This is a genomic window from Actinomadura mexicana (genome assembly GCF_900188105.1).
In the GTDB taxonomy this organism is placed as follows: Bacteria; Actinomycetota; Actinomycetes; order Streptosporangiales; family Streptosporangiaceae; genus Spirillospora; species Spirillospora mexicana.
The window spans coordinates 216,661-236,338 of the sequence record NZ_FZNP01000012.1; the positions used below are offsets into that span (position 1 = coordinate 216,661).

At 68.6% G+C, this 19,678-nt stretch carries 30 protein-coding genes; 2 read left to right on the forward strand and 28 right to left on the reverse strand.

Going from position 1 to position 19,678, the window contains the following annotated elements:
* Positions 1–66: 66 nt before the first annotated feature.
* The 27 genes from rplO to CHC11_RS28770 form a co-directional block, all read right to left on the reverse strand.
* On the reverse strand, positions 67–552 hold the full coding sequence (rplO, locus tag CHC11_RS28635; protein ID WP_089314934.1) for a 50S ribosomal protein L15: 486 nt from the start codon (positions 550–552) through the stop codon (positions 67–69).
* A gap of 1 nt (position 553) precedes the next feature.
* On the reverse strand, positions 554–736 hold the full coding sequence (gene rpmD / locus CHC11_RS28640) for a 50S ribosomal protein L30 (protein WP_021596720.1): 183 nt from the start codon (positions 734–736) through the stop codon (positions 554–556).
* Complete coding sequence (gene rpsE, locus CHC11_RS28645) at positions 733–1,353, reverse strand: 30S ribosomal protein S5 (protein ID WP_425427355.1); 621 nt, start codon at positions 1,351–1,353, stop codon at positions 733–735. The genes rpmD and rpsE overlap by 4 nt, the downstream gene beginning before the upstream one ends.
* 34 nt (positions 1,354–1,387) lie before the next feature.
* The gene (gene rplR / locus CHC11_RS28650) at positions 1,388–1,774 is read right to left on the reverse strand and encodes a 50S ribosomal protein L18 (protein WP_089314936.1); all 387 of its coding nucleotides are present in this window, start codon (positions 1,772–1,774) and stop codon (positions 1,388–1,390) included.
* Between the two features lie 2 nt (positions 1,775–1,776).
* On the reverse strand, positions 1,777–2,313 hold the full coding sequence (gene rplF, locus CHC11_RS28655; RefSeq protein WP_089314937.1) for a 50S ribosomal protein L6: 537 nt from the start codon (positions 2,311–2,313) through the stop codon (positions 1,777–1,779).
* A gap of 16 nt (positions 2,314–2,329) precedes the next feature.
* A complete protein-coding gene (gene rpsH, locus CHC11_RS28660; RefSeq protein ID WP_089314938.1) occupies positions 2,330–2,728 on the reverse strand; it encodes a 30S ribosomal protein S8 in 399 nt (132 codons plus the stop codon).
* 147 nt (positions 2,729–2,875) lie between these two features.
* Positions 2,876–3,061, reverse strand: coding sequence for a type Z 30S ribosomal protein S14 (locus CHC11_RS28665; RefSeq protein ID WP_018657585.1), 186 nt, complete (start codon positions 3,059–3,061; stop codon positions 2,876–2,878).
* 2 nt (positions 3,062–3,063) lie between these two features.
* Entirely contained in the window at positions 3,064–3,639 is a 576-nt protein-coding gene (rplE, locus tag CHC11_RS28670; protein ID WP_089314939.1) for a 50S ribosomal protein L5, read from the reverse strand.
* A 5-nt stretch (positions 3,640–3,644) separates the two neighbouring features.
* Complete coding sequence (gene rplX, locus CHC11_RS28675) at positions 3,645–3,953, reverse strand: 50S ribosomal protein L24 (protein ID WP_089314940.1); 309 nt, start codon at positions 3,951–3,953, stop codon at positions 3,645–3,647.
* Positions 3,953–4,321 (reverse strand): 50S ribosomal protein L14, encoded by a 369-nt coding sequence (rplN, locus tag CHC11_RS28680; RefSeq protein ID WP_021596728.1) that lies wholly within the window; start codon positions 4,319–4,321, stop codon positions 3,953–3,955. The genes rplX and rplN overlap by 1 nt, the downstream gene beginning before the upstream one ends.
* 110 nt (positions 4,322–4,431) lie before the next feature.
* Positions 4,432–4,704 carry a 30S ribosomal protein S17 gene (gene rpsQ, locus CHC11_RS28685; RefSeq protein ID WP_089314941.1) on the reverse strand — a complete coding sequence of 91 codons (273 nt, stop codon included), beginning with the start codon at positions 4,702–4,704 and terminating at the stop codon, positions 4,432–4,434.
* Positions 4,701–4,940 carry a 50S ribosomal protein L29 gene (gene rpmC, locus CHC11_RS28690; RefSeq protein WP_089314942.1) on the reverse strand — a complete coding sequence of 80 codons (240 nt, stop codon included), beginning with the start codon at positions 4,938–4,940 and terminating at the stop codon, positions 4,701–4,703. Before rpmC ends, rpsQ begins: the two co-directional genes overlap by 4 nt.
* Positions 4,940–5,359 (reverse strand): 50S ribosomal protein L16, encoded by a 420-nt coding sequence (rplP, locus tag CHC11_RS28695; RefSeq protein WP_089314943.1) that lies wholly within the window; start codon positions 5,357–5,359, stop codon positions 4,940–4,942. The genes rpmC and rplP overlap by 1 nt, the downstream gene beginning before the upstream one ends.
* A 7-nt stretch (positions 5,360–5,366) precedes the next feature.
* Positions 5,367–6,218: a 30S ribosomal protein S3 gene (gene rpsC, locus CHC11_RS28700; RefSeq protein WP_089314944.1), complete on the reverse strand. Its 852-nt coding sequence runs from the start codon at positions 6,216–6,218 to the stop codon at positions 5,367–5,369.
* On the reverse strand, positions 6,218–6,601 hold the full coding sequence (rplV, locus tag CHC11_RS28705; RefSeq protein WP_089314945.1) for a 50S ribosomal protein L22: 384 nt from the start codon (positions 6,599–6,601) through the stop codon (positions 6,218–6,220). The genes rpsC and rplV overlap by 1 nt, the downstream gene beginning before the upstream one ends.
* Positions 6,602–6,632: 31 nt before the next feature.
* The gene (gene rpsS / locus CHC11_RS28710) at positions 6,633–6,914 is read right to left on the reverse strand and encodes a 30S ribosomal protein S19 (protein ID WP_089314946.1); all 282 of its coding nucleotides are present in this window, start codon (positions 6,912–6,914) and stop codon (positions 6,633–6,635) included.
* 12 nt (positions 6,915–6,926) lie between these two features.
* Complete coding sequence (rplB, locus tag CHC11_RS28715; protein WP_089314947.1) at positions 6,927–7,760, reverse strand: 50S ribosomal protein L2; 834 nt, start codon at positions 7,758–7,760, stop codon at positions 6,927–6,929.
* Positions 7,761–7,805: 45 nt separating this feature from the next.
* A complete protein-coding gene (gene rplW / locus CHC11_RS28720) occupies positions 7,806–8,105 on the reverse strand; it encodes a 50S ribosomal protein L23 (RefSeq protein ID WP_089314948.1) in 300 nt (99 codons plus the stop codon).
* A gap of 12 nt (positions 8,106–8,117) precedes the next feature.
* The gene (gene rplD, locus CHC11_RS28725; protein WP_089314949.1) at positions 8,118–8,720 is read right to left on the reverse strand and encodes a 50S ribosomal protein L4; all 603 of its coding nucleotides are present in this window, start codon (positions 8,718–8,720) and stop codon (positions 8,118–8,120) included.
* Positions 8,717–9,367 carry a 50S ribosomal protein L3 gene (gene rplC, locus CHC11_RS28730; protein ID WP_089314950.1) on the reverse strand — a complete coding sequence of 217 codons (651 nt, stop codon included), beginning with the start codon at positions 9,365–9,367 and terminating at the stop codon, positions 8,717–8,719. Before rplC ends, rplD begins: the two co-directional genes overlap by 4 nt.
* Before the next feature lie 15 nt (positions 9,368–9,382).
* The gene (gene rpsJ / locus CHC11_RS28735; protein WP_018657599.1) at positions 9,383–9,691 is read right to left on the reverse strand and encodes a 30S ribosomal protein S10; all 309 of its coding nucleotides are present in this window, start codon (positions 9,689–9,691) and stop codon (positions 9,383–9,385) included.
* 108 nt (positions 9,692–9,799) lie between these two features.
* Positions 9,800–10,993, reverse strand: a complete 1,194-nt coding sequence (tuf, locus tag CHC11_RS28740) for an elongation factor Tu (RefSeq protein ID WP_089314951.1) — start codon at positions 10,991–10,993, stop codon at positions 9,800–9,802.
* A gap of 82 nt (positions 10,994–11,075) precedes the next feature.
* On the reverse strand, positions 11,076–13,187 hold the full coding sequence (gene fusA, locus CHC11_RS28745; RefSeq protein WP_089314952.1) for an elongation factor G: 2,112 nt from the start codon (positions 13,185–13,187) through the stop codon (positions 11,076–11,078).
* Between the two features lie 43 nt (positions 13,188–13,230).
* The gene (rpsG, locus tag CHC11_RS28750; RefSeq protein WP_089314953.1) at positions 13,231–13,701 is read right to left on the reverse strand and encodes a 30S ribosomal protein S7; all 471 of its coding nucleotides are present in this window, start codon (positions 13,699–13,701) and stop codon (positions 13,231–13,233) included.
* Positions 13,701–14,075: a 30S ribosomal protein S12 gene (gene rpsL, locus CHC11_RS28755; RefSeq protein WP_021597495.1), complete on the reverse strand. Its 375-nt coding sequence runs from the start codon at positions 14,073–14,075 to the stop codon at positions 13,701–13,703. Before rpsL ends, rpsG begins: the two co-directional genes overlap by 1 nt.
* Before the next feature lie 598 nt (positions 14,076–14,673).
* A complete protein-coding gene (locus CHC11_RS41655) occupies positions 14,674–16,368 on the reverse strand; it encodes a hypothetical protein (protein ID WP_179279052.1) in 1,695 nt (564 codons plus the stop codon).
* A 241-nt stretch (positions 16,369–16,609) separates the two neighbouring features.
* Positions 16,610–17,590 carry an aldo/keto reductase gene (locus CHC11_RS28770; protein WP_089314956.1) on the reverse strand — a complete coding sequence of 327 codons (981 nt, stop codon included), beginning with the start codon at positions 17,588–17,590 and terminating at the stop codon, positions 16,610–16,612.
* A gap of 212 nt (positions 17,591–17,802) precedes the next feature.
* Here CHC11_RS28770 and CHC11_RS28775 point away from each other — a divergent pair, with 212 nt between their 5' ends.
* Positions 17,803–18,114, forward strand: a complete 312-nt coding sequence (locus tag CHC11_RS28775) for a hypothetical protein (RefSeq protein WP_143227355.1) — start codon at positions 17,803–17,805, stop codon at positions 18,112–18,114.
* Positions 18,115–18,311: 197 nt separating this feature from the next.
* Here CHC11_RS28775 and CHC11_RS28780 read toward each other — a convergent pair whose 3' ends face one another.
* Positions 18,312–19,064: an EamA family transporter gene (locus CHC11_RS28780; protein ID WP_245919893.1), complete on the reverse strand. Its 753-nt coding sequence runs from the start codon at positions 19,062–19,064 to the stop codon at positions 18,312–18,314.
* 103 nt (positions 19,065–19,167) lie between these two features.
* Here CHC11_RS28780 and CHC11_RS28785 point away from each other — a divergent pair, with 103 nt between their 5' ends.
* Positions 19,168–19,650, forward strand: coding sequence for an Lrp/AsnC family transcriptional regulator (locus tag CHC11_RS28785; protein ID WP_089314959.1), 483 nt, complete (start codon positions 19,168–19,170; stop codon positions 19,648–19,650).
* Positions 19,651–19,678 lie beyond the last annotated feature (28 nt).

Here is a 19,678-nt window from a genome sequence, read left to right on the forward strand (position 1 = left end):
TGACCCGGCGGCCTGACGGCCCCGGGCCTCACGCGGGTACGGCCCCGGCATCGAAGATGTTCCTTCTTACAGCTCGTCGGCGGATCCGCCGGCGGCGGCGATCTTCTCCTTGGCGGCGCCGGAGAAGGCGTGCGCCTTCACCTGGACCGCGACGGAGATGTCGCCCGTGCCGAGGATCTTGACCGGACGGCCGCGGCGCACCGCGCCCTTGGTCGCCAGGTCCTCCGCCGTGACCTCCCCGCCCTCGGGGTAGAGCGCGGCGAGCTTGTCCAGGTTCACGACCTGGAACTCGACCCGGTTCGGGTTCTTGAAGCCCTTCAGCTTCGGCACCCGGCGGATCAGGGGCATCTGGCCGCCCTCGAAACCGACGGGGACGGTGTTGCGTGCCTTGGTGCCCTTGGTGCCGCGACCGGCGGTCTTGCCCTTGGACGCCTCGCCGCGGCCCTTGCGGGTCTTGGCCTTGTTGGCGCCGGGGGCCGGACGCAGGTCGTGCACCTTGAGCGGGGTGCCCTCGGTCTCCGAGGCGGAGTCCTTACCGAGATCAGCCGCCATGTCAGTCGACCTCCTCGACGGTGACCAGGTGCGCCACCGTCCGGATCATGCCGAGCACCTCGGGGCGGTCCTCGCGGACCACGCTCTGCCCGATCTTCTTCAGGCCCAGGGTGCGCAGCGTGTCACGCTGGTTCTGCTTCTCGCTGATCACGGACTTGGTCTGCGTGATCTTCAGGTTGCTCACGACGACGCGGCCTCCGCCCTCGGCTCGCTGCCCGCGGCGCGCGCGCGCAGCATGGCCGCCGGGGCGACGTCCTCGATCGGCAGGCCGCGCTTGGCCGCGATCTCCTCGGGACGCTTCAGCGACTTCAGACCCGCGATCGTGGCGTGCACGATGTTGATCGCGTTGTCGCTGCCCAGCGACTTGCTCAGCACGTCGTGGATGCCGGCGCACTCCAGGACCGCGCGCACCGGGCCACCGGCGATGACGCCGGTACCGGGGCTGGCCGGACGGAGCAGGACCTCGCCCGCCGCGTCGCGCGCCTGCACCAGGTGCGGGATGGTGCCCTGGATCCGCGGCACCTTGAAGAAGTGCTTCTTGGCCTCCTCGACGCCCTTGGCGATCGCCGCGGGCACCTCCTTGGCCTTGCCGTAGCCGACGCCGACGGTGCCGTTGCCGTCACCGACGATCACCAGGGCGGTGAAGCTGAAGCGACGCCCGCCCTTGACGACCTTGGCGACACGGTTGATCGCCACGACCTTCTCGATGTACGACTGGCCCTTGTCGGCGCCACCGCGGCGGTCGTCGCGGCGGTCGCGACGGTCGCCACCCTGACCGCCGCCACGCCTCTGCGCTGCCATCAGTGGTTCCTCTCGTTCACCTTGTTAAGGGCCATCAGAGCTCCAGGCCCCCCTCACGCGCACCGTCCGCGACAGCGGCGATGCGACCGTGGTACTTGTTGCCGCCGCGGTCGAACACGACTGCGTGGACGCCGGCCTGCTTGGCCCGCTCGGCGACGAGCTCGCCGACCTTGCGGGACTTGGCCGTCTTGTCGCCGGAGTCGGCGCGCAGGTCCGCCTCCATCGTCGACGCGCTGGCCAGCGTGTGGCCCTTGTCGTCGTCGATGACCTGGACGAACACGTGCCTGCTGGAGCGGGTCACGACCAGGCGCGGCCGTGCGGCGCTGCCCACGACCTTCTTGCGGACCCGCAGGTGCCGGCGCTTGCGAGCAAGCTGGCGACCACTCGTGGCCTTGCCGGCCAGGGTCTTGGTGCCTGCCATGACTACTTACCAGCCTTTCCGACCTTGCGGCGGATCTGCTCGCCCTCGTAGCGCACGCCCTTGCCCTTGTACGGGTCGGGCTTGCGCAGCTTGCGGATGCGGGCGGCGATCTCACCGACGAGCTGCTTGTCGATGCCCTCGACGACGAGCTGCGTCGGCCTCTCCACCGTGAAGGTGATGCCCTCCGGCGCCTCGAACGGGATCGGGTGGCTGTAGCCGAGCGAGAACTCCACGTTCTTGCCCTTGGCCACCACCCGGTAGCCGACGCCCTGGATGACCAGGGTCTTCTTGTAGCCGTCGGTGACCCCGACGACCATGTTGTTGATCAGAGTTCGGGTGAGCCCGTGCAGGCCGCGCACCTTGTTGACGTCATTGGGCCGGGAGACGACGAGCTGGCCGTCCTCCTGCTTGACCTCGATGGGCTCGACGACGGTGTGCGAGAGCGTGCCCTTCGGCCCCTTGACGGTGACCTCGCGGCCGTCGAGCTTCACCTCGACACCGCTGGGCAGGCTGATGGGGAGACGTCCGATACGAGACATTAGAAGTGCCCTCCCCTCACCAAACGTAGGCGAGGACTTCCCCGCCCACTCCACGCTTGCCGGCCTGGCGGTCCGTCATCAGACCGGAGGACGTCGAGATGATCGCGACGCCCAGTCCGCCCAGGACCTTCGGCAGGTTGTCCTTCTTCGCGTACACGCGCAGACCCGGCTTCGAGACGCGCTTGATGCCGGCGATCGAACGCTCGCGGGTCGGGCCGAACTTCAGCTCGATCAGGAGCTTCTTGCCGACCTCGGCGTCCTCCACGGTCCAGCCCGAGATGTAGCCCTCCTGCTGGAGGATCTCGGCGATGTGCGCCTTGATCTTCGAGTACGGCATCGCCACGGAGTCGTGGTACGCCGAATTCGCGTTGCGCAGACGCGTCAGCATGTCTGCGATCGGGTCGGTCATCGTCATGGCCTACTGGCCCTCCCTCGCCACGGTTTCCTCGGGTTGATGCGGCCCGTGGACCTTTGGCGCGGTCGTGGACGCCCTCTCAGGCGCCCGGTTGGTCATTACAGGCCGGCTCCCGCCGCCCCCGGAGCCGCGCTCCGGGGGACGGGGTCACCAGCTGGACTTCGTGATGCCAGGCAGCTCGCCGCGGTGGGCCATCTCCCGGAAGCACACGCGGCACAGGCCGAACTTCCGGTAGACGGAGCGCGGACGCCCGCAGCGCGAGCACCGAGTGTACGCGCGCACGCCGAACTTCGGCTTCCGCGCCGCCTTGGCGATCAGCGACTTCTTCGCCATGCTCAGCTCTCCTTGAAGGGGAAGCCCAGGAGCTTGAGCAGCGCCCGGCCCTCGTCGTCGGTCTTCGCGGACGTCACGACCGTGATGTCCATGCCCCGCGAGCGGTCGATCTTGTCCGGGTCGACCTCGTGGAACATGACCTGCTCGGTCAGCCCGAAGGTGTAGTTGCCGTTGCCGTCGAACTGCTTCGGCGACAGCCCGCGGAAGTCGCGGATACGGGGCAGCGCCGTGGCGAGCAGGCGGTCCAGGAACTCCCACATCCGGTCGCCGCGCAGCGTGGCGTGCGCGCCGATCGGCATGCCCTCGCGCAGCTTGAACTGCGCGATGGACTTGCGGGCCCGGTTCACCGCGGGCTTCTGCCCGGTGATCGCCGCCAGGTCGCGGATCGCGCCCTCGATCAGCTTGGCGTCCTTGGCCGCGTCACCGACCCCCATGTTGACCACGATCTTGGTCAGCGAGGGGATCTGCATGACGTTGGCGTAGCCGAACTGCTCGCGCATCTGGCCCGCGATCTCCTCGCGGTAGCGCACCTTGAGCCTCGGCGTCGGCACGGGACGCTCGGTAACGGTCTCGGTCATCGGTCTCAGATCTCCTTACCGCTACGGCGCGAGATCCGAACCTTCGTGCCGTCGTCGTTGATGCGGTAACCGACCCGTGCCGGCTTGCCGTCCTCGACGATCGCGACGTTGCTGACGTGCAGCGGCGCCTCGACCGTGACGCGACCGCTCTCCTTGCCTGCACGCTGCTGGTCGGCCTTGATGTTCTTGGTGATGAGGTTGACGCCCTCGACGACGACCCGCTCCTCGCGCGGGATGACGCGCAGGACCTTGCCCGTCGCGCCCTTGTCCTTGCCGGCGATGACGATGACCTCGTCGCCCTTGCGAATCTTCATCAGAGCACCTCCGGCGCGAGCGAGATGATGCGCATGAACTTCTTCTCGCGCAGTTCGCGGCCCACCGGGCCGAAGATACGGGTGCCGCGGGGGTCGCCGCCGTCCTTGATGAGGACGGCGGCGTTCTCGTCGAAGCGGATGTAGGAGCCGTCCGGACGCCGGCGCTCCTTGCGGGTGCGCACGACGACCGCCTTGACGACGTCACCCTTCTTCACGCCGGCACCGGGAAGGGCGTCCTTCACCGTCGCGACGATGATGTCGCCGACTCCCGCGTAGCGCCGACCCGAGCCACCGAGAACCCGGATGCAAAGGATCTCCTTCGCACCCGTGTTGTCGGCGACCTTGAGTCGCGACTCCTGCTGGATCACGTCTAACTCCTGTTCGTCACACCGGTTCTCGGCGCCCCCTTGTCGGGCGCCGAGCCTGGTGGAACCAGACTGTGGTCAATAGCGGGACTGCGTCCCGCGGGCCTGCGGCCCTACTTGGCCTTCTCGAGGATCTCCACCACGCGCCACCGCTTGGTGGCCGACAGCGGGCGGGTCTCCATGAGACGGACGCGGTCACCGACGCCGCACTCGTTGGCCTCGTCGTGCGCCTTGTAGTTCTTCGTGCGGCGGATCACCTTGTGGTACTTGGGGTGCTTCACGCGGTCCTCGACGGACACGACCACGGTCTTGTCCATCTTGTCGCTGACCACGAGACCCTCAAGGATCTTGCGGCTGCTCCGCTGCTCGGTCTGCTGCTCGGTCATTCGTTGCCCTCCGCGGCGTCCTCGACCGTCACGATGCCGAGCTCGCGCTCCCGCATCACGGTGTAGATGCGGGCGATCTCGCGCTTGACGGTGCGCAGCCGCCCGTGGCTCTCAAGCTGGCCGGTGGCGGCCTGGAAGCGGAGGTTGAACAGCTCCTCCTTGGCCTCCTTGAGCTTGGTGACCAGGACGTCCTCGGGCTCGGTCCGCAGGTCGTCGGCGGTAAGACCCTTGGCCATCAGGACTCACCCACCTCTCGCTTAACGATCTTGCACTTCATGGGGAGCTTGTGGATCGCGCGGGTGAGCGCCTCCCGAGCGACCTGCTCGTTCGGGTAGGAGATCTCGAACAGCACGCGGCCCGGCTTGACGTTGGCCACCCACCACTCCACCGAGCCCTTGCCGGAGCCCATGCGGGTCTCGGCGGGCTTCTTGGTCAGCGGACGGTCCGGGAAGATGTTGATCCAGACCTTGCCGCCGCGCTTGATGTGGCGGGTCATGGCGATACGCGCGGCCTCGATCTGCCGGTTGGTCACGTACGCGCTCTCGACGGCCTGGATGCCGTACTCGCCGAACGTCACCCTCGTGCCGCCCTTGGCCATGCCGCGGCGCTTCGGGTGGTGCTGCTTGCGGTGCTTGACCTTGCGAGGGATCAGCATCGGTTACTCAGCTCCCCTCACCCTGCGGAGCAGCCTCGGCGGTCGGCGCCGGCTGCTCGGAACCCTGCTGCTTCTGCTCACCACCGCGGCCGCCGCCGCCACCGGCACCGCCGGCACCGCCACGCCCGCCGCGGCCACCACGGCCGCCGCCACGACGCTCACCGCGGCGCTCACGGCTACCGCCGCCGCCCGCGGCGCGCTGCTGCGCGGCCTGCTGCTCGCGCTCGGCGCGCGTCTGCGCGGCCTCGCCCTTGTAGATCCACACCTTCACGCCGATGCGGCCGAACGTCGTCCGGGCCTCGTAGAACCCGTAGTCGATGTCGGCGCGCAGCGTGTGCAGCGGGACCTGGCCCTCGCGGTAGAACTCCGACCGCGACATCTCGGCGCCGCCGAGGCGGCCGCCGCACTGGACCTTGATGCCCTTGGCACCGGACTTCATCGCGGACTGGATCGCCTTGCGCATGGCGCGGCGGAACGCGACGCGGCTGGACAGCTGCTCGGCCACGCCCTGCGCGACGAGCTGCGCGTCGATCTCGGGGTTCTTGACCTCGAGGATGTTCAGCCGGACCTGCTTGCCGGTCAGCTTCTCCAGGTCGCCGCGCAGGCGCTCGGCCTCCGCGCCGCGACGGCCGATGACGATGCCCGGCCGGGCGGTGTGGATGTTGACCTCGACACGGTCACGGGTCCGCTCGATCTCCACCTTGGAGATGCCCGCCCGGTCCATGCCCTTCTGCAGCATGCGCCGGATCTGGACGTCTTCCTTGACGTAGTCCTTGTAGAGCTTGTCGGCGAACCACACGGACTTGTGGTCGGTGGTGATGCCGAGCCGGAACCCGTGCGGGTTGATCTTCTGACCCACTACCGGGCCCTCCTCGTCTTCTTACCGCCGCCGGACGCGGCAACAGCGTCGTCTCGCGACTCCACGACCACGGTGATGTGGCTCGTGCGCTTGTTGATGCGGTAAGCCCGGCCCTGGGCGCGAGGGCGGAAACGCTTCAGCGTCGGCCCCTCGTCCACCCACGCGCGACTGACGACGAGCGTCCCCGAGTCGAGCTTGAAGTTGTGCTCGGCGTTGGCAATGGCACTCGCCAGCACCTTGCCCACCGGCTCACCCGCTGCCTGGGGGGCGAACCGCAGCACCGCCTGAGCCTCCGCGGCAGGCAAGCCGCGGATGAGGTCCACCACGCGGCGGGCCTTCCTGGGCGTGACGCGGATGAACCGCGCCTGGGCCCTGGCTTCCATCGCTGTTCCCTCTCTCCTACGTGCTGACTGCTCAGCCTCGGCGGCTGCGGCGGTCTTCCTTGACGTGGCTGCGGAACGTGCGCGTCGGCGCGAACTCGCCGAGCTTGTGTCCCACCATCGAGTCGGTGATGAACACCGGGACGTGCTTGCGGCCGTCGTGCACGGCGATCGTGTGACCGATCATGTCCGGCACGATCATGGAGCGCCGCGACCACGTCTTGATGACGTTCTTGGTGCCCTTCTCGTTCTGCACGTCCACCTTCTTGATGAGGTGGTCGTCCACGAACGGGCCCTTCTTCAGGCTACGTGGCATGACGAGCGACTCCTACCGCTTCTTCTTGCTGCGACGACGGACGATCAGCCGGTCGCTCGACTTGTTCGCCTGGCGAGTGCGGCCTTCCTTCTTACCGGCCGGGTTCACCGGGTGCCGGCCACCGGAGGTCTTGCCCTCACCACCACCGTGCGGGTGGTCGATCGGGTTCATGGCCACGCCGCGGACGGTCGGGCGCTTGCCCTTCCACCGCATGCGGCCGGCCTTGCCCCAGTTGATGTTCGACTGCTCGGCGTTGCCGACCTCGCCGACCGTCGCGCGGCAGCGCACGTCCACCATCCGCATCTCGCCGGAGGGCATGCGCAGCGTGGCGTACTTGCCCTCCTTGGCCAGCAGCTGGACGCCGGCGCCCGCGCTGCGGGCGATCTTGGCGCCGCCGCCGGGACGCAGCTCGATGGCGTGCACGACCGTACCGGTCGGGATGTTGCGCAGCGGAAGGCAGTTGCCCGGCTTGATGTCGGCGCCCGGCCCGTTCTCCACCCGGTCGCCCTGACGCAGGCCACGCGGGGCGAGGATGTAGCGCTTCTCCCCGTCCGCGTAGTGCAGCAGCGCGATCCGCGCGGTGCGGTTCGGGTCGTACTCGATGTGCGCGACCTTGGCCGGAACGCCGTCCTTGTCGTGCCGGCGGAAGTCGATCACGCGGTACGCGCGCTTGTGCCCGCCGCCCTGGTGCCGGGTCGTGATGCGGCCGTGGTTGTTGCGGCCGCCCTTCTTGGGGAGCGGACGCAGCAGCGACTTCTCGGGCTCGCGGCGCGTGACCTCGACGAAGTCGGCCACGCTGGACCCGCGACGACCCGGAGTCGTCGGCTTGTAATTACGGATGCCCATCTTTTTCGTTCATCCCTTGTCTGTCTTCGGGTCGACCTGGCCTGTTTAGGCCGGGCCGCCGAAGATGTCGATCCGCTCGCCCTCGGCGAGGCTGACGATGGCGCGCTTGGTGTCCTTGCGCTTGCCGTAGCCGAACCGGGTGCGCTTGCGCTTGCCCTGCCGGTTGAGCGTGTTCACGCTCGTCACCTTGACACCGAACACCGACTCGACAGCCTGCTTGATCTGCGTCTTGTTGGCGTCCGTGCGGACGACGAAGGTGTACTTGTTCTCGTCCAGCAGCCCGTAGCTCTTCTCCGAGACGACCGGCGCGATGATGATGTCGCGGGGGTCAGCGATCTTGTTCATGTGCGACCCTCCTCACTTCTTCTTCGCGCGCGCGATGAACTCGTCGTACGCCGTCTTCGTGAAGACGACGTCGTCGTTCACCAGCACGTCGTAGGTGTTGAGCTGGTCGGAGACGATCACGTGCACGCTCGGCTCGTTGCGCAGGCTCTTCCAGGTCACGTCGTCCTCGCGGTCCAGGACCAGCAGGACGCGCTTGGCCTCGGTGACGTCGCGCAGCGCCTTCAGCGCCGTCCTCGTCTTCGGGGTGTCGCCCTCGATGATGTTGTCGACCACGTGCACCCGGCCGAACCGGGCGCGGTCGGACAGGGCGCCGCGCAGCGCGGCGGCCTTCATCTTCTTGGGCGTCCGCTGCGAGTAGTCCCGCGGCTGCGGGCCGTGCACGACGCCGCCGCCGGCGAACTGGGGCGCGCGGGTCGAGCCCTGGCGGGCGCGGCCGGTGCCCTTCTGCCGGTACGGCTTCTTGCCACCGCCGGAGACGTCGCCCCGGGTCTTGGTGGCGTGCGTGCCCTGGCGCGCCGCGGCCAGCTGCGCCACCACGACCTGGTGGATCAGCGGCACGCTGGTCTTCGCGTCGAAGACCTCGGCGGGCAGTTCGATGTCGAGCTTGGAGGTCACTTGCCCGCTCCCTTCACTGCGTCGCGGACCAGCACCACGCCGCCGTTGGGACCGGGAACCGCGCCCTTGATGAGCAGCAGGTTCTTCTCCGCATCGATGGCGTGGACGGTCAGGTTCTGCACGGTGGTACGGGCGTTGCCGTGCCGTCCCGCCATGCGGAGGCCCTTGAAGACGCGACCCGGGGTCGCGCAGCCGCCGATCGAACCCGGCGAGCGGTGCTTGCGCTGGGTGCCGTGCGAGGCGCCGAGGCCCTTGAAGCCGTGGCGCTTCATGACACCGGCGGTGCCCTTGCCCTTGCTCGTCCCGGTAACGTCGATCTTCTGGCCGGCCTCGAAGACGCTGGCGGTGATCTCCTGGCCGAGTTCGAACTCGGTGGTGTCGTCTGCCCGCAGCTCGACGAGGTAGCGGCGCGGCGTGACGCCGGCCTTCTCGAAGTGACCCGTGCTCGGCTTGTTCACCTTGCGCGGGTCGATCTGCCCGAACCCGATCTGGACGGCGCTGTAGCCGTCCTTCTCCTGGTTCTTGAGCTGGGTGACGACACACGGCCCGGCCTGGACGACGGTCACCGGAACGATCCGGCCCTCATCGTCGAAGACCTGGGTCATGCCGAGCTTCTCGCCCAGGACGCCCTTCCTCTGCGTACTCATCTCTCGGTGCGTCCCTTAGAGCTTGATCTCGATGTCAACGCCGGCCGGAAGGTCGAGTCGCATCAGCGAGTCGACCGTCTTGGGCGTCGGGTCGATGATGTCGATCAACCGCTTGTGCGTGCGCATCTCGAAGTGCTCGCGGCTGTCCTTGTACTTGTGCGGCGAACGGATGACGCAGTACACGTTCTTCTCGGTCGGCAGCGGCACCGGGCCCGCGACCTTGGCGCCCGTCCGCGTCACCGTCTCAACGATCTTCTTCGCGGAGGTGTCGATGACCTCGTGGTCGTAGGCCTTGAGCCGGATGCGGATCTTCTGTCCCGCCATGGTGGCCTCGGTGTCCTTTGCTGTAGTGCCGCTGGTTACTTCAGTGGTCGTGACGCGACGGCCCGGTTGAGGTTGCCCGACGACCGGGCCGCCGCGTGACGAGAGGTGTTACTTGATGACCTTGGTGACGCGACCGGCGCCGACCGTCCGGCCACCCTCGCGGATGGCGAACTTCAGGCCCTCCTCCATGGCGACGGGCTGGATCAGCTCGACGCGCATCTCGGTGTTGTCGCCCGGCATGACCATCTCGGTGCCCTCGGGGAGGTTCACCACGCCGGTGACGTCCGTGGTCCGGAAGTAGAACTGCGGGCGGTAGTTGTTGAAGAACGGCGTGTGCCGGCCGCCCTCGTCCTTTGACAGGATGTAGACCTGCGCCTCGAACTCGGTGTGCGGGGTGTTCGTGCCCGGCTTGATGACGCACTGGCCGCGCTCGACGTCCTCGCGCTTGATGCCGCGCAGGAGCAGGCCGACGTTGTCGCCCGCCTGGCCCTGGTCGAGGAGCTTGCGGAACATCTCGACGCCGGTGACGGTGGTCGAGGTGGACTCCGGCTTGATGCCGATGATGTCGACGGTCTCGTTGACGTTGACGACACCGCGCTCGATGCGGCCGGTCACGACGGTGCCGCGGCCGGTGATCGAGAAGACGTCCTCGATCGGCATCAGGAACGGCTTCTCGGTGTCGCGCACCGGCTCCGGCACGTTCTCGTCGACGGCGTCCATCAGCTCGACGATCGACGCGGACCACTTCTCGTCGCCCTGCAGCGCCTGGAAGGCGGAGACGCGCACGACCGGGAGGTCGTCGCCCGGGAACTCGTACTCCGACAGCAGCTCGCGGACCTCGAGCTCGACGAGCTCCAGGATCTCCTCGTCGTCCACCATGTCGCACTTGTTCAGCGCGACGACGATGTAGGGGACGCCGACCTGGCGGGCCAGGAGCACGTGCTCCTTGGTCTGCGGCATCGGGCCGTCGGTGGCGGCGACCACCAGGATGGCGCCGTCCATCTGCGCCGCACCGGTGATCATGTTCTTGATGTAGTCCGCGTGACCCGGGCAGTCCACGTGCGCGTAGTGCCGCGCCTCGGTCTGGTACTCGACGTGCGCGATCGAGATCGTGATGCCGCGCTCGCGCTCCTCCGGCGCCTTGTCGATGTCCTCGAACGGCGTGAACGGGTTGAGGTCCGGGTACTTGTCGTGGAGCACCTTGGTGATCGCCGCGGTAAGCGTGGTCTTACCGTGGTCGATGTGACCAATGGTGCCGATGTTCACGTGCGGCTTCGTCCGCTCGAACTTGGCCTTCGCCACTGGTTGCTCCTTGTTGCGATCCTCGGCCGCCTAGACGACCGCTTCGTTTACGTTCTGGTGATCTGTGGGCAGGCCCGGGTGCTTACTCGCCCCGCGCCTTGGCGATGATCTCCTGCGCGACGTTCGTCGGAACCTCGGCGTAGGAGTCGAACTGCATGGTGAAGACAGCCCGGCCCTGGGTCTTGCTGCGCAGATCACCCACGTAGCCGAACATCTCGGACAGAGGCACGAGCGCCTTGATGACGCGCATGCCGTGCCGCTCGTCCATGGACTGGACCTGACCGCGACGGCTGTTGAGGTCGCCGATCACGTCGCCCATGTTGTCCTCGGGCGTGGTGACCTCGACGGACATCATCGGCTCCAGCAGCGTGGGGGACGCCTTGCGGGCGGCCTCCTTGAACGCCATGGAACCGGCGACCTTGAACGCCATCTCCGACGAGTCGACCTCGTGGTAGGCGCCGTCCTTCAGCGTGACCTTGACGCCCACCATGGGGTAGCCGGCGAGGACACCGAACTCCGCGGCCTCCTGGCAGCCGGCGTCGACCGACGGGATGTACTCCCGCGGGATGCGGCCACCGGTGACCTTGTTCTCGAACTCGTAGCCGTCGGACCCGCCGCCGAGCGGCTCCAGGTCGATGATCACGCGGCCGAACTGGCCGGAGCCGCCCGTCTGCTTCTTGTGGGTGTACTCGACCTTCTCGACCTTGCGGCTGATCGTCTCGCGGTAGGCGACCTGCGGCTTGCCGACGTTGGCGTCGACCTTGAACTCCCGCTTCATCCGGTCGACGAGGATCTCCAGGTGGAGCTCGCCCATGCCCGAGATGACGGTCTGGCCGGTGTCCTCGTCCGTGCGGACCTGGAAGGAGGGGTCCTCCTCGGCCAGCCGCTGGATCGCGGTGCCCAGCTTCTGCTGGTCGGCCTTGGTCTTCGGCTCGATCGCGACGTGGATGACCGGCGCCGGGAAGTTCATCGACTCCAGCACGATCGGGTTCTTGTCGTCGCACAGCGTCTCACCGGTGGTGGTCTGCTTGAGACCCATCACCGCGACGATGTCGCCGGCGCCCGCGCGCTCGATCTCGGTGCGCTTGTTGGCGTGCATCCGGTAGATCTTGCCGATGCGCTCCTTGCGCTCCTTGACGGAGTTCATCACGTTCGCGCCGGACTCCAGGACACCGGAGTAGACGCGCACGAAGGTGAGCTTGCCCAGGTGCGGGTCGCTCGCGATCTTGAACGCGAGCGCGGAGAACGGCTCGTCCTCGCTCGGCTTGCGGATGAGCACCTTCTCCTCGTCGCGGACGGCGTGGCCTTCGATGGCCTCCACGTCCAGCGGCGAGGGCAGGTAGCGGACGATCGCGTCCAGCAGCGGCTGCACGCCCTTGTTCTTGAAGGCCGTGCCGCAGGTCACCGGAGTGAGCTTCGCGGCGATCGTCGCGCGCCGGATGCCGTCGTGCAGCTGCTCCACGGTGGGCTCGTTGCCCTCCAGGTACAGCTCCATGATCTCGTCGTCGTTCTCCGCGAGGGTCTCGACGAGCTTGTCGTGCCACTCGCGGGCCGTCTCGGCGTGCGACTCGGGGATCTCGATGGTGTCGTACATCTCGCCGAGCTTGGCCTCCTCGTTCCACACGAGGGCCTTCATCCGGACGAGGTCGACGACGCCCTTGAAGTCCGACTCCGCACCGATCGGGAGCTGCAGGACCAGCGGCGTCGCGTTGAGCCGGTTCTCGATCATGTCGACGCAGCGGTGGAACTCCGCTCCGACCCGGTCGAGCTTGTTGACGAAGCACATGCGCGGCACGCCATACCGGTCGGCCTGGCGCCACACCGTCTCGGACTGGGGCTCCACGCCGGCGACCCCGTCGAACACCGCCACCGCACCGTCGAGCACCCGCAGGTTGCGCTCCACCTCGATGGTGAAGTCGACGTGGCCGGGGGTGTCGATGATGTTGATCGTGTGCTTGGCGTCGTCGACGGGCCATTCGCAGGTGGTGGCGGCGGAGGTGATGGTGATCCCCCGCTCCTGCTCCTGCTCCATCCAGTCCATGGTGGCGGCGCCGTCGTGCACCTCGCCGATCTTGTAGCTCATCCCCGTGTAGTACAGGATGCGCTCGGTCGTGGTGGTCTTGCCCGCGTCGATATGGGCCATGATCCCGATGTTGCGGACCTTGGCCAGGTCTACACCGGTTTTGGTAGCCACTGCCGTCCTCGCGTCGTCTCTCGTCGTTGCAGATCCGCCGGGATTACCAGCGGTAGTGGGCGAAGGCCTTGTTGGACTCCGCCATCTTGTGCGTGTCCTCGCGCTTCTTGACAGACGCGCCAAGGCCGTTGCTCGCGTCGAGCAGCTCGTTCATCAGCCGCTCGGTCATGGTCTTCTCGCGGCGCTGCCGGGCGTAGAGCACCAGCCAGCGCAGGGCGAGGGTGGTGCTGCGAGCCGGCCGCACCTCGACGGGGACCTGGTAGGTCGCGCCACCGACGCGGCGGCTGCGCACCTCCAGGGTGGGCTTGACGTTGTCGAGCGCGCGCTTGAGCGTGACGACCGGGTCGTTGCCGGTCTTCTCGCGGGCGCCCTCGAGAGCCTCGTACACGATGCTCTGCGCGATGGAGCGCTTGCCGTCCAGGAGAACCTTGTTGATGAGCGCGGTGACCAGCGGCGAGTTGTACACCGGGTCAGCGATCAGCTGGCGCTTGCCAGCGGGGCCCTTGCGCGGCATCAGCTCTTCTCCTTCTTCGCGCCGTAGTGGCTGCGGCCTTGCTTGCGGTTCCGGACGCCCTGGGTGTCGAGGGAGCCGCGAATGATCTTGTACCGAACGCCGGGGAGGTCCTTCACACGGCCGCCGCGCACGAGCACGATCGAGTGCTCCTGCAGGTTGTGGCCGACGCCGGGGATGTAGGCCGTGACCTCGATCCCGCTGGTCAACCGGACACGGGCGACCTTCCGGAGCGCGGAGTTCGGCTTCTTGGGCGTCGTTGTGTAGACGCGCGTGCAGACGCCCCGGCGCTGGGGGCTGCCCTTGAGCGCGGGCGTCTTGTTCTTGGTCACCTTGTCCTGGCGGCCCTTGCGGACCAGCTGCTGGATCGTGGGCACCGCGTCTCCGTCTTCCTCGTACCGAGCCGGTAAGTCCTATTGCTGCAATCACCACCTCAGGTGAGGCTGTGACCTGCCGGTTTCCCGACCTCTCCGACCCCCGCGGTCGGGCGTGTCGCCGCCCCACGGAAGTACAACCGCGCGAAACCGACACAGACCGCCCGGCCCTTAACTGGGCCGAATCAAGCCGGGGAGTAGATGCGGCACGCTGGGGCTGGCCAACCGGCCTCGCCGACGCGCACGCATAGCGGCCCGCACACAGCGGGCACAAGTGAAGAGGTTACCGACCACTACGCCAAAGTGCAAAGCGAGGGAGCGAGGCGCGCCTGTTGCAGCGCCTCCTCCTTCGGGCCCGGCGGCCCTCCATCGTCGACCACTGCGGGCGATCGCCGCACCGCTCCGGCCCGCCTTGAGGCTCGCAGTGCGATCAGGTTATTCCCTCGACCAAACCTGGCGTCGCACGCGATCGCGGGGGGCCGGGTCGTCGACGGCCGGGGTCGCGTCTGCTGCATTGTGACCCACGTTCCCGCTTTTGGGGAAGTCGTGGAGCAGCTTTTATGCGTCCCCGGCCGTGTCGGCGATCTGAGAGTTTCGCGTCTTACAGGACGAAAGCGACCACCAGGACGACGAGGATCACCACGACCGCGACGGCGCCGCCGACCAGCAGGAGCGTGTTCTTGCCGCCCTTGCCGCCCTCTTCGGCACCGTAGGTGGACGGCTGGCCGTACTGCCCCTGCTGCCCGTACTGCTGGTGCTGGCCGTGCTGCCCCTGCTGAGCATGCTGCCCCTGCTGGCCGTACTGCGGCTGGCCGAACTGCTGGCCCTGCTGCTCGCCTCCGGGCTGGCCGAACTGCTGCTCGCCCCCCGGCTGGCCGAACTGCTGCTCGCCTCCGGGCTGGCCGTACTGCTGCTGGCCGTAGCCCTGCTGTTCGCCGTAGCCCTGCTGCTGGCCGTACGCCTGCTGGCCGAACTGCTGTTGCTGCTGCTGCTCGCCCTGCTGGCCGCCGAACTGCTGCTGGCCGTAGCCCTGCTGCTCGCCGCCCTGGCCGTAGCCCTGCTGATCACCCTGGCCGTACTGCTGCTGGCCGTAGCCCTGCTGCGACTGCTGCTGGCCCCACTGCTGCTGTCCGATGTCGAGCCGGGTGTGCTCGGCCAGGCCGGACGAATCGGCGGCGTGCCGTCCCTGGGAATCGGCTGCGTGCCGCCCCTGAGAGGCGGCGGACGGGGCGAACGCCTCGGTCGGGCGCGCGTCCTCCACGCCGCCCTCGCCGGGCGGACGGTACAGGTCGTCCACCGAGGGACCGGTCTGCGGCGACCCCACGCCGTAGCCGGCGTCGGGCGGCGGGACCATCATCGTCCGCTCGTGGTCGGCCTGCCCCGGCTGGCCCGCGGGCTGGGACGACTCCGGCGACCACGGCTCGGGCGTGGACGGCGGGGTCGGGGCCGGGGCCTGCCACGGCTCGGCCGGGGGCTCCTGCCTGCGCTCGGGGCCGGTGGCGACCGGGATGTCGGTTCCGGGCGACCAGTGCAGCGTCGCCTGGTCGTCCACCACGGGCCGCTGCGGCCGCTCGGGCGCGCCGGCGGCCGGACCCGGGACGATCAGCGTCCGGTCCGTACCGGACTCCTGCGGCTGCTCGGGCCGCACCTGCTCGCCGGGCACGCCGTACTGGGGCTGGCCGTACTGCGGCTGCTGGTCCTGGGGCGCCCCGTGCATCGGCTGCTGCGGGTACCCGGACTGCTGCTGCGGGGGCTGCTGCTGCCCGTACGGCTGCTCGGGCTGCTGCCCGTACGGCTGCTCGGGCTGCTGCCCGTACGGCTGCTCAGGCTGCTGTCCGTACGGGGACTGTTCCGGCTGCTGCCCGTACTGCGGCTGACCGTACTGTGCCTGCTCGTACTGCGGCTGCTCGTACTGCGGCTGCTGCTCCTGCGGGGGCGGGAATCCGCCCGGCCCGGGAGGCGTGCCGTAGGGCATCTGCCCGGCGGGCGGCTGCCCGTACTGGGGCTGCTGGTCCTGCGGACCGCCGTAGGGGGGCGGGGGCGGGGGCTGCTCGCCGAACTGCTGCATCGGCTGTTCGACCATCGTGGGGGGCGGCGGGGGCGGCGCCGGCCGATCCTCGTCGCGAGGCTGCGCCGGCTGTGCCGGGGGCTGGCCGCCCAACTGCGGAGCGCCGAACACCACGGTGCGGTCACCCAGCGGCCGGGCGGGGGGCTCCTGGCCGTCCGGCGACCTGGGATGCCCCTCGTCCTCCGGCATCGGCCGCTGCGGTCCCTGCGTGCCGTCGTTCTCGGTCATCGTCGGGCTCCTTCAGCGCCGTCGTCCCGGGGCTCCTCAGCTCCCGGAAGTCCGGAGACGCGCGGCGCATAACGCGGCCTCCGAACCTTGACACCCATGTCCCCACAGGCGGGCTTGCCATGCGTGGGCGTTCTCGCCACCAGCCTGCCCCGATCGCCGGTGGTATCGCAAATCACCACCCCTGATAGACGCGGGACGCCTCCGGAGCGTTCCGCCCCGGAGGCGTCCTCCGCCGGCTCTGTCAGAAATGCCCGATGACCGTGTGCGGCCGGTACGGGGCCTGCATCCGCTCGATCGCCTCGTCCTCCAGCCGGAGGTCCGCCGCGGCGATCGCGTCGTCCATGTGAGTGAGCTTCGTCGCTCCCACGATCGGCGCGGTCACCCCCGGCTTGGCGAGCAGCCACGCGAGCGCCGCCTGCGCCGCCGGGACGCCCAGTTCCGCCGCGACCTCGCGTACGGCGTCCACGACGTCGAAGTCCGACTCCTCGTACAGGGTGTCGCCGAAGGAGTCGTTCTGGGACCGGAGGGTCTTGCGCTCGCCGCCCCTCTCCCGGTTGCCGGCGAGCATCCCCCGCGCGAGCGGGCTCCACGGGATGAGGCCCACCCCCTGGTCGAGGCAGAGCGGAACCATCTCCCGCTCCTCTTCTCTGTAGAGGAGGTTGTAGTGGTTCTGCATCGCCACGAACTTCGTCCAGCCGTGCTTGTCGGCGACGTGCTGCGCCTTGGCGAACTGCCAGGCGTACATGCTGGACGCCCCGATGTATCTGGCCTTGCCCGACTTCACCACGTCGTGCAGGGCCTCCATGGTCTCCTCGATGGGCGTCCCGTAGTCCCAGCGGTGGATCTGGTACAGGTCGACGTAGTCGGTGCCGAGACGCGTGAGGGATGCGTCAATGCCCGCCATGATGTGCTTGCGCGACAGGCCCTGGTCGTTCGGGCCGTCCCCCATGGGGAGGCACACCTTGGTCGCCAGTACGTAGTCGTCCCTGCGGGGGAAGAACCTCGGCAGGAGACGTCCGGTCATCTGCTCGCTGACGCCGTCCGAGTACACGTCGGCGGTGTCGAAGAACGTGACACCGCCCTCCACGGCCCGCCGGACGATCGGCTCCGCCGCGTCCTCGTCCAAGGCCCACGGCCGCACCGCGGGATCGCCGTAGCTCATCATGCCGAGACAGATCTGCGACACCTTCATACCGGTCTTCCCGAGCCGTACCTGTTCCATGGTCTTTCTCCTCTCAACGTTCTCCACGGTGTTCCGCCACCCCGCCCCCATCCACGATCCCGTGCGCGGGGCCTCCAGCCTCGATCGGCGGCCGGTGCGACCGGAGTCTCATACGAATCCTCAAGGCTGCTCTTCACCTCGCCACTCCCGATGACACTGAACCGGCCTGCCGGGTGCCCGAAGTCAGCTCGCCCGGACGGTCTCTTCGCGAAGTGACGAAGTCACTGGACACTCACCGCAACGAAGAGAAGGGGAAGAGCGCCATGAAGTTCATGCGCTTGTCTGCGGCCGCCGCCCGTGAGGTCGCGATCGCCGCCGACGTCGATCCGTCCGATGCCGAGGTGCTCGACGGGCTCGACCAGTACAGCCGCGACCCTGCCGTCACCGCGATGGCGGCGGGCGCCACTGGCGAGGAAGCCGTGGACGCCATCCGCCGGGGCGTCGACATGGGCCGCTACAGCCGAGAGGTCGGCTACAACCGACCGCACGAGGAGGCCATCCGCAGGAGCGGGCCGCTGGCCTGATCCGGAGGAGATCAAGTTGATGGCCGATGCGGTTCCGCCCGCAGAAGCGATCATCGTGAGCACCGCCTTCTGACAACGGGGCAATCGCCCTCGCCCACCGGCCTCCGCACCCACTGTGCGGAGGCCGGGCTTTTCACCGGACCCGTTGCGCCGGGCCGGTCGTAGGCTCCGAGCCGCCGGTGGATCATCCGGAACCCTCAGCGTTCTCCACGGTGCACCGCCACCCCGGCGATCACCAGCCCGACTCCGGCGATCTCCGCCGGCGCGGGCACCTGCCGCAGCACCACGAGCCCGGTCACGGTCGCGGTCGCCGGGAGGAGCGACACCATCAGCGCGTAGGTGGCGCGGCTGAGCCGTGCCATCGCGAGCTGGTCGCACACGTACGGGATGACGGACGAGGAGATCCCGACACCGATCCCCGCGGCCAGCGCGACCGGATCGACCAGCGCCGGCACGGCCTGCACGCCGCCGATGGGGATGACGACCACGCTTGCGACGGCCATCGCCATGGCCAACCCGTCGATGCCCCCGGCCTCGGACCGCGCGGCCTTGTGGGCGACGACGATGTAGAGCGCGAACAGCGCGGCGTTGGCGAACGCGAAGAGGAACCCGAGCGGTTCCCCTTCTATCCGCACCTCTGTCAGGACGTACACGCCCCCGACGGCCGCGCCGAGCGCCACCAGGTTGCGTCCTGTCCTCACTCCTATGGCGGCCAGGACGATGACGGGCAGGAACTCGATCGCCGCCACCGTCGCCAGGGGCAGCCGTGCGATCGCCATATAGAAGGACGAGTTCATCGCCGCGAGCAGGGCGCCCCACACCAGGACCGTCCGCCACCCCTTGCCGGTGAACGTCCGCCATGGTCTGCGCCAGAGCGCGAAGACGGCGGCGGCGCTCCAGATCCGTATCCCGGCCACGCCCAGGACTCCGAGGCTGGGGAACAGCAGCACGGCGAACGAGGGTCCCAGGTAGTGAAAGACCGCACTTCCGACAAAGTACGACCAGGGCGGAAACAGCATGGTCGTATCGTCGGCCTGTCCGTAGGTTGGGGGAATGGCGAACCGAAGGGGCCGACCGGGCCGCGCCTACGAACCCAAGCCGCTCGACGCGATCGACCTACGGATCCTCACCGAGCTTCAGCGGGAGGGCCGAGCGTCCATGGCCGAGCTGGGCCGGCGCGTCGGGCTGTCCGCCCCGGCCGTCGCCGAGCGCGTCCAGCGCCTGGAGGACACCGGGGTCATCACCGGCTACCACGCCACCGTCGATCCGGTCGTGCTCGGCTTCCCGATCAGCGTCCTGGTCATGGTGAGCCCGAGCCCGCGCGAGCTGAGCCGCATCCCCAAGATCGCCGACGAGGTCCCCCAGATCGTCGAGTGCCACCGCATCACGGGCGACGACTGCTTCTACTTCATCGCGCACCTGCGCGCCGTCGACGAACTCGAACCGATCCTCGACCGCTTCACCCCGTACGCGAAGACGACGACGTCGATCCTCCAGTCGTCCCCGGTCCCCCGCCGCCCGCTGCCCCTGGCCTGACGCCCCCGCACGGCCATCGGGCCGGCAC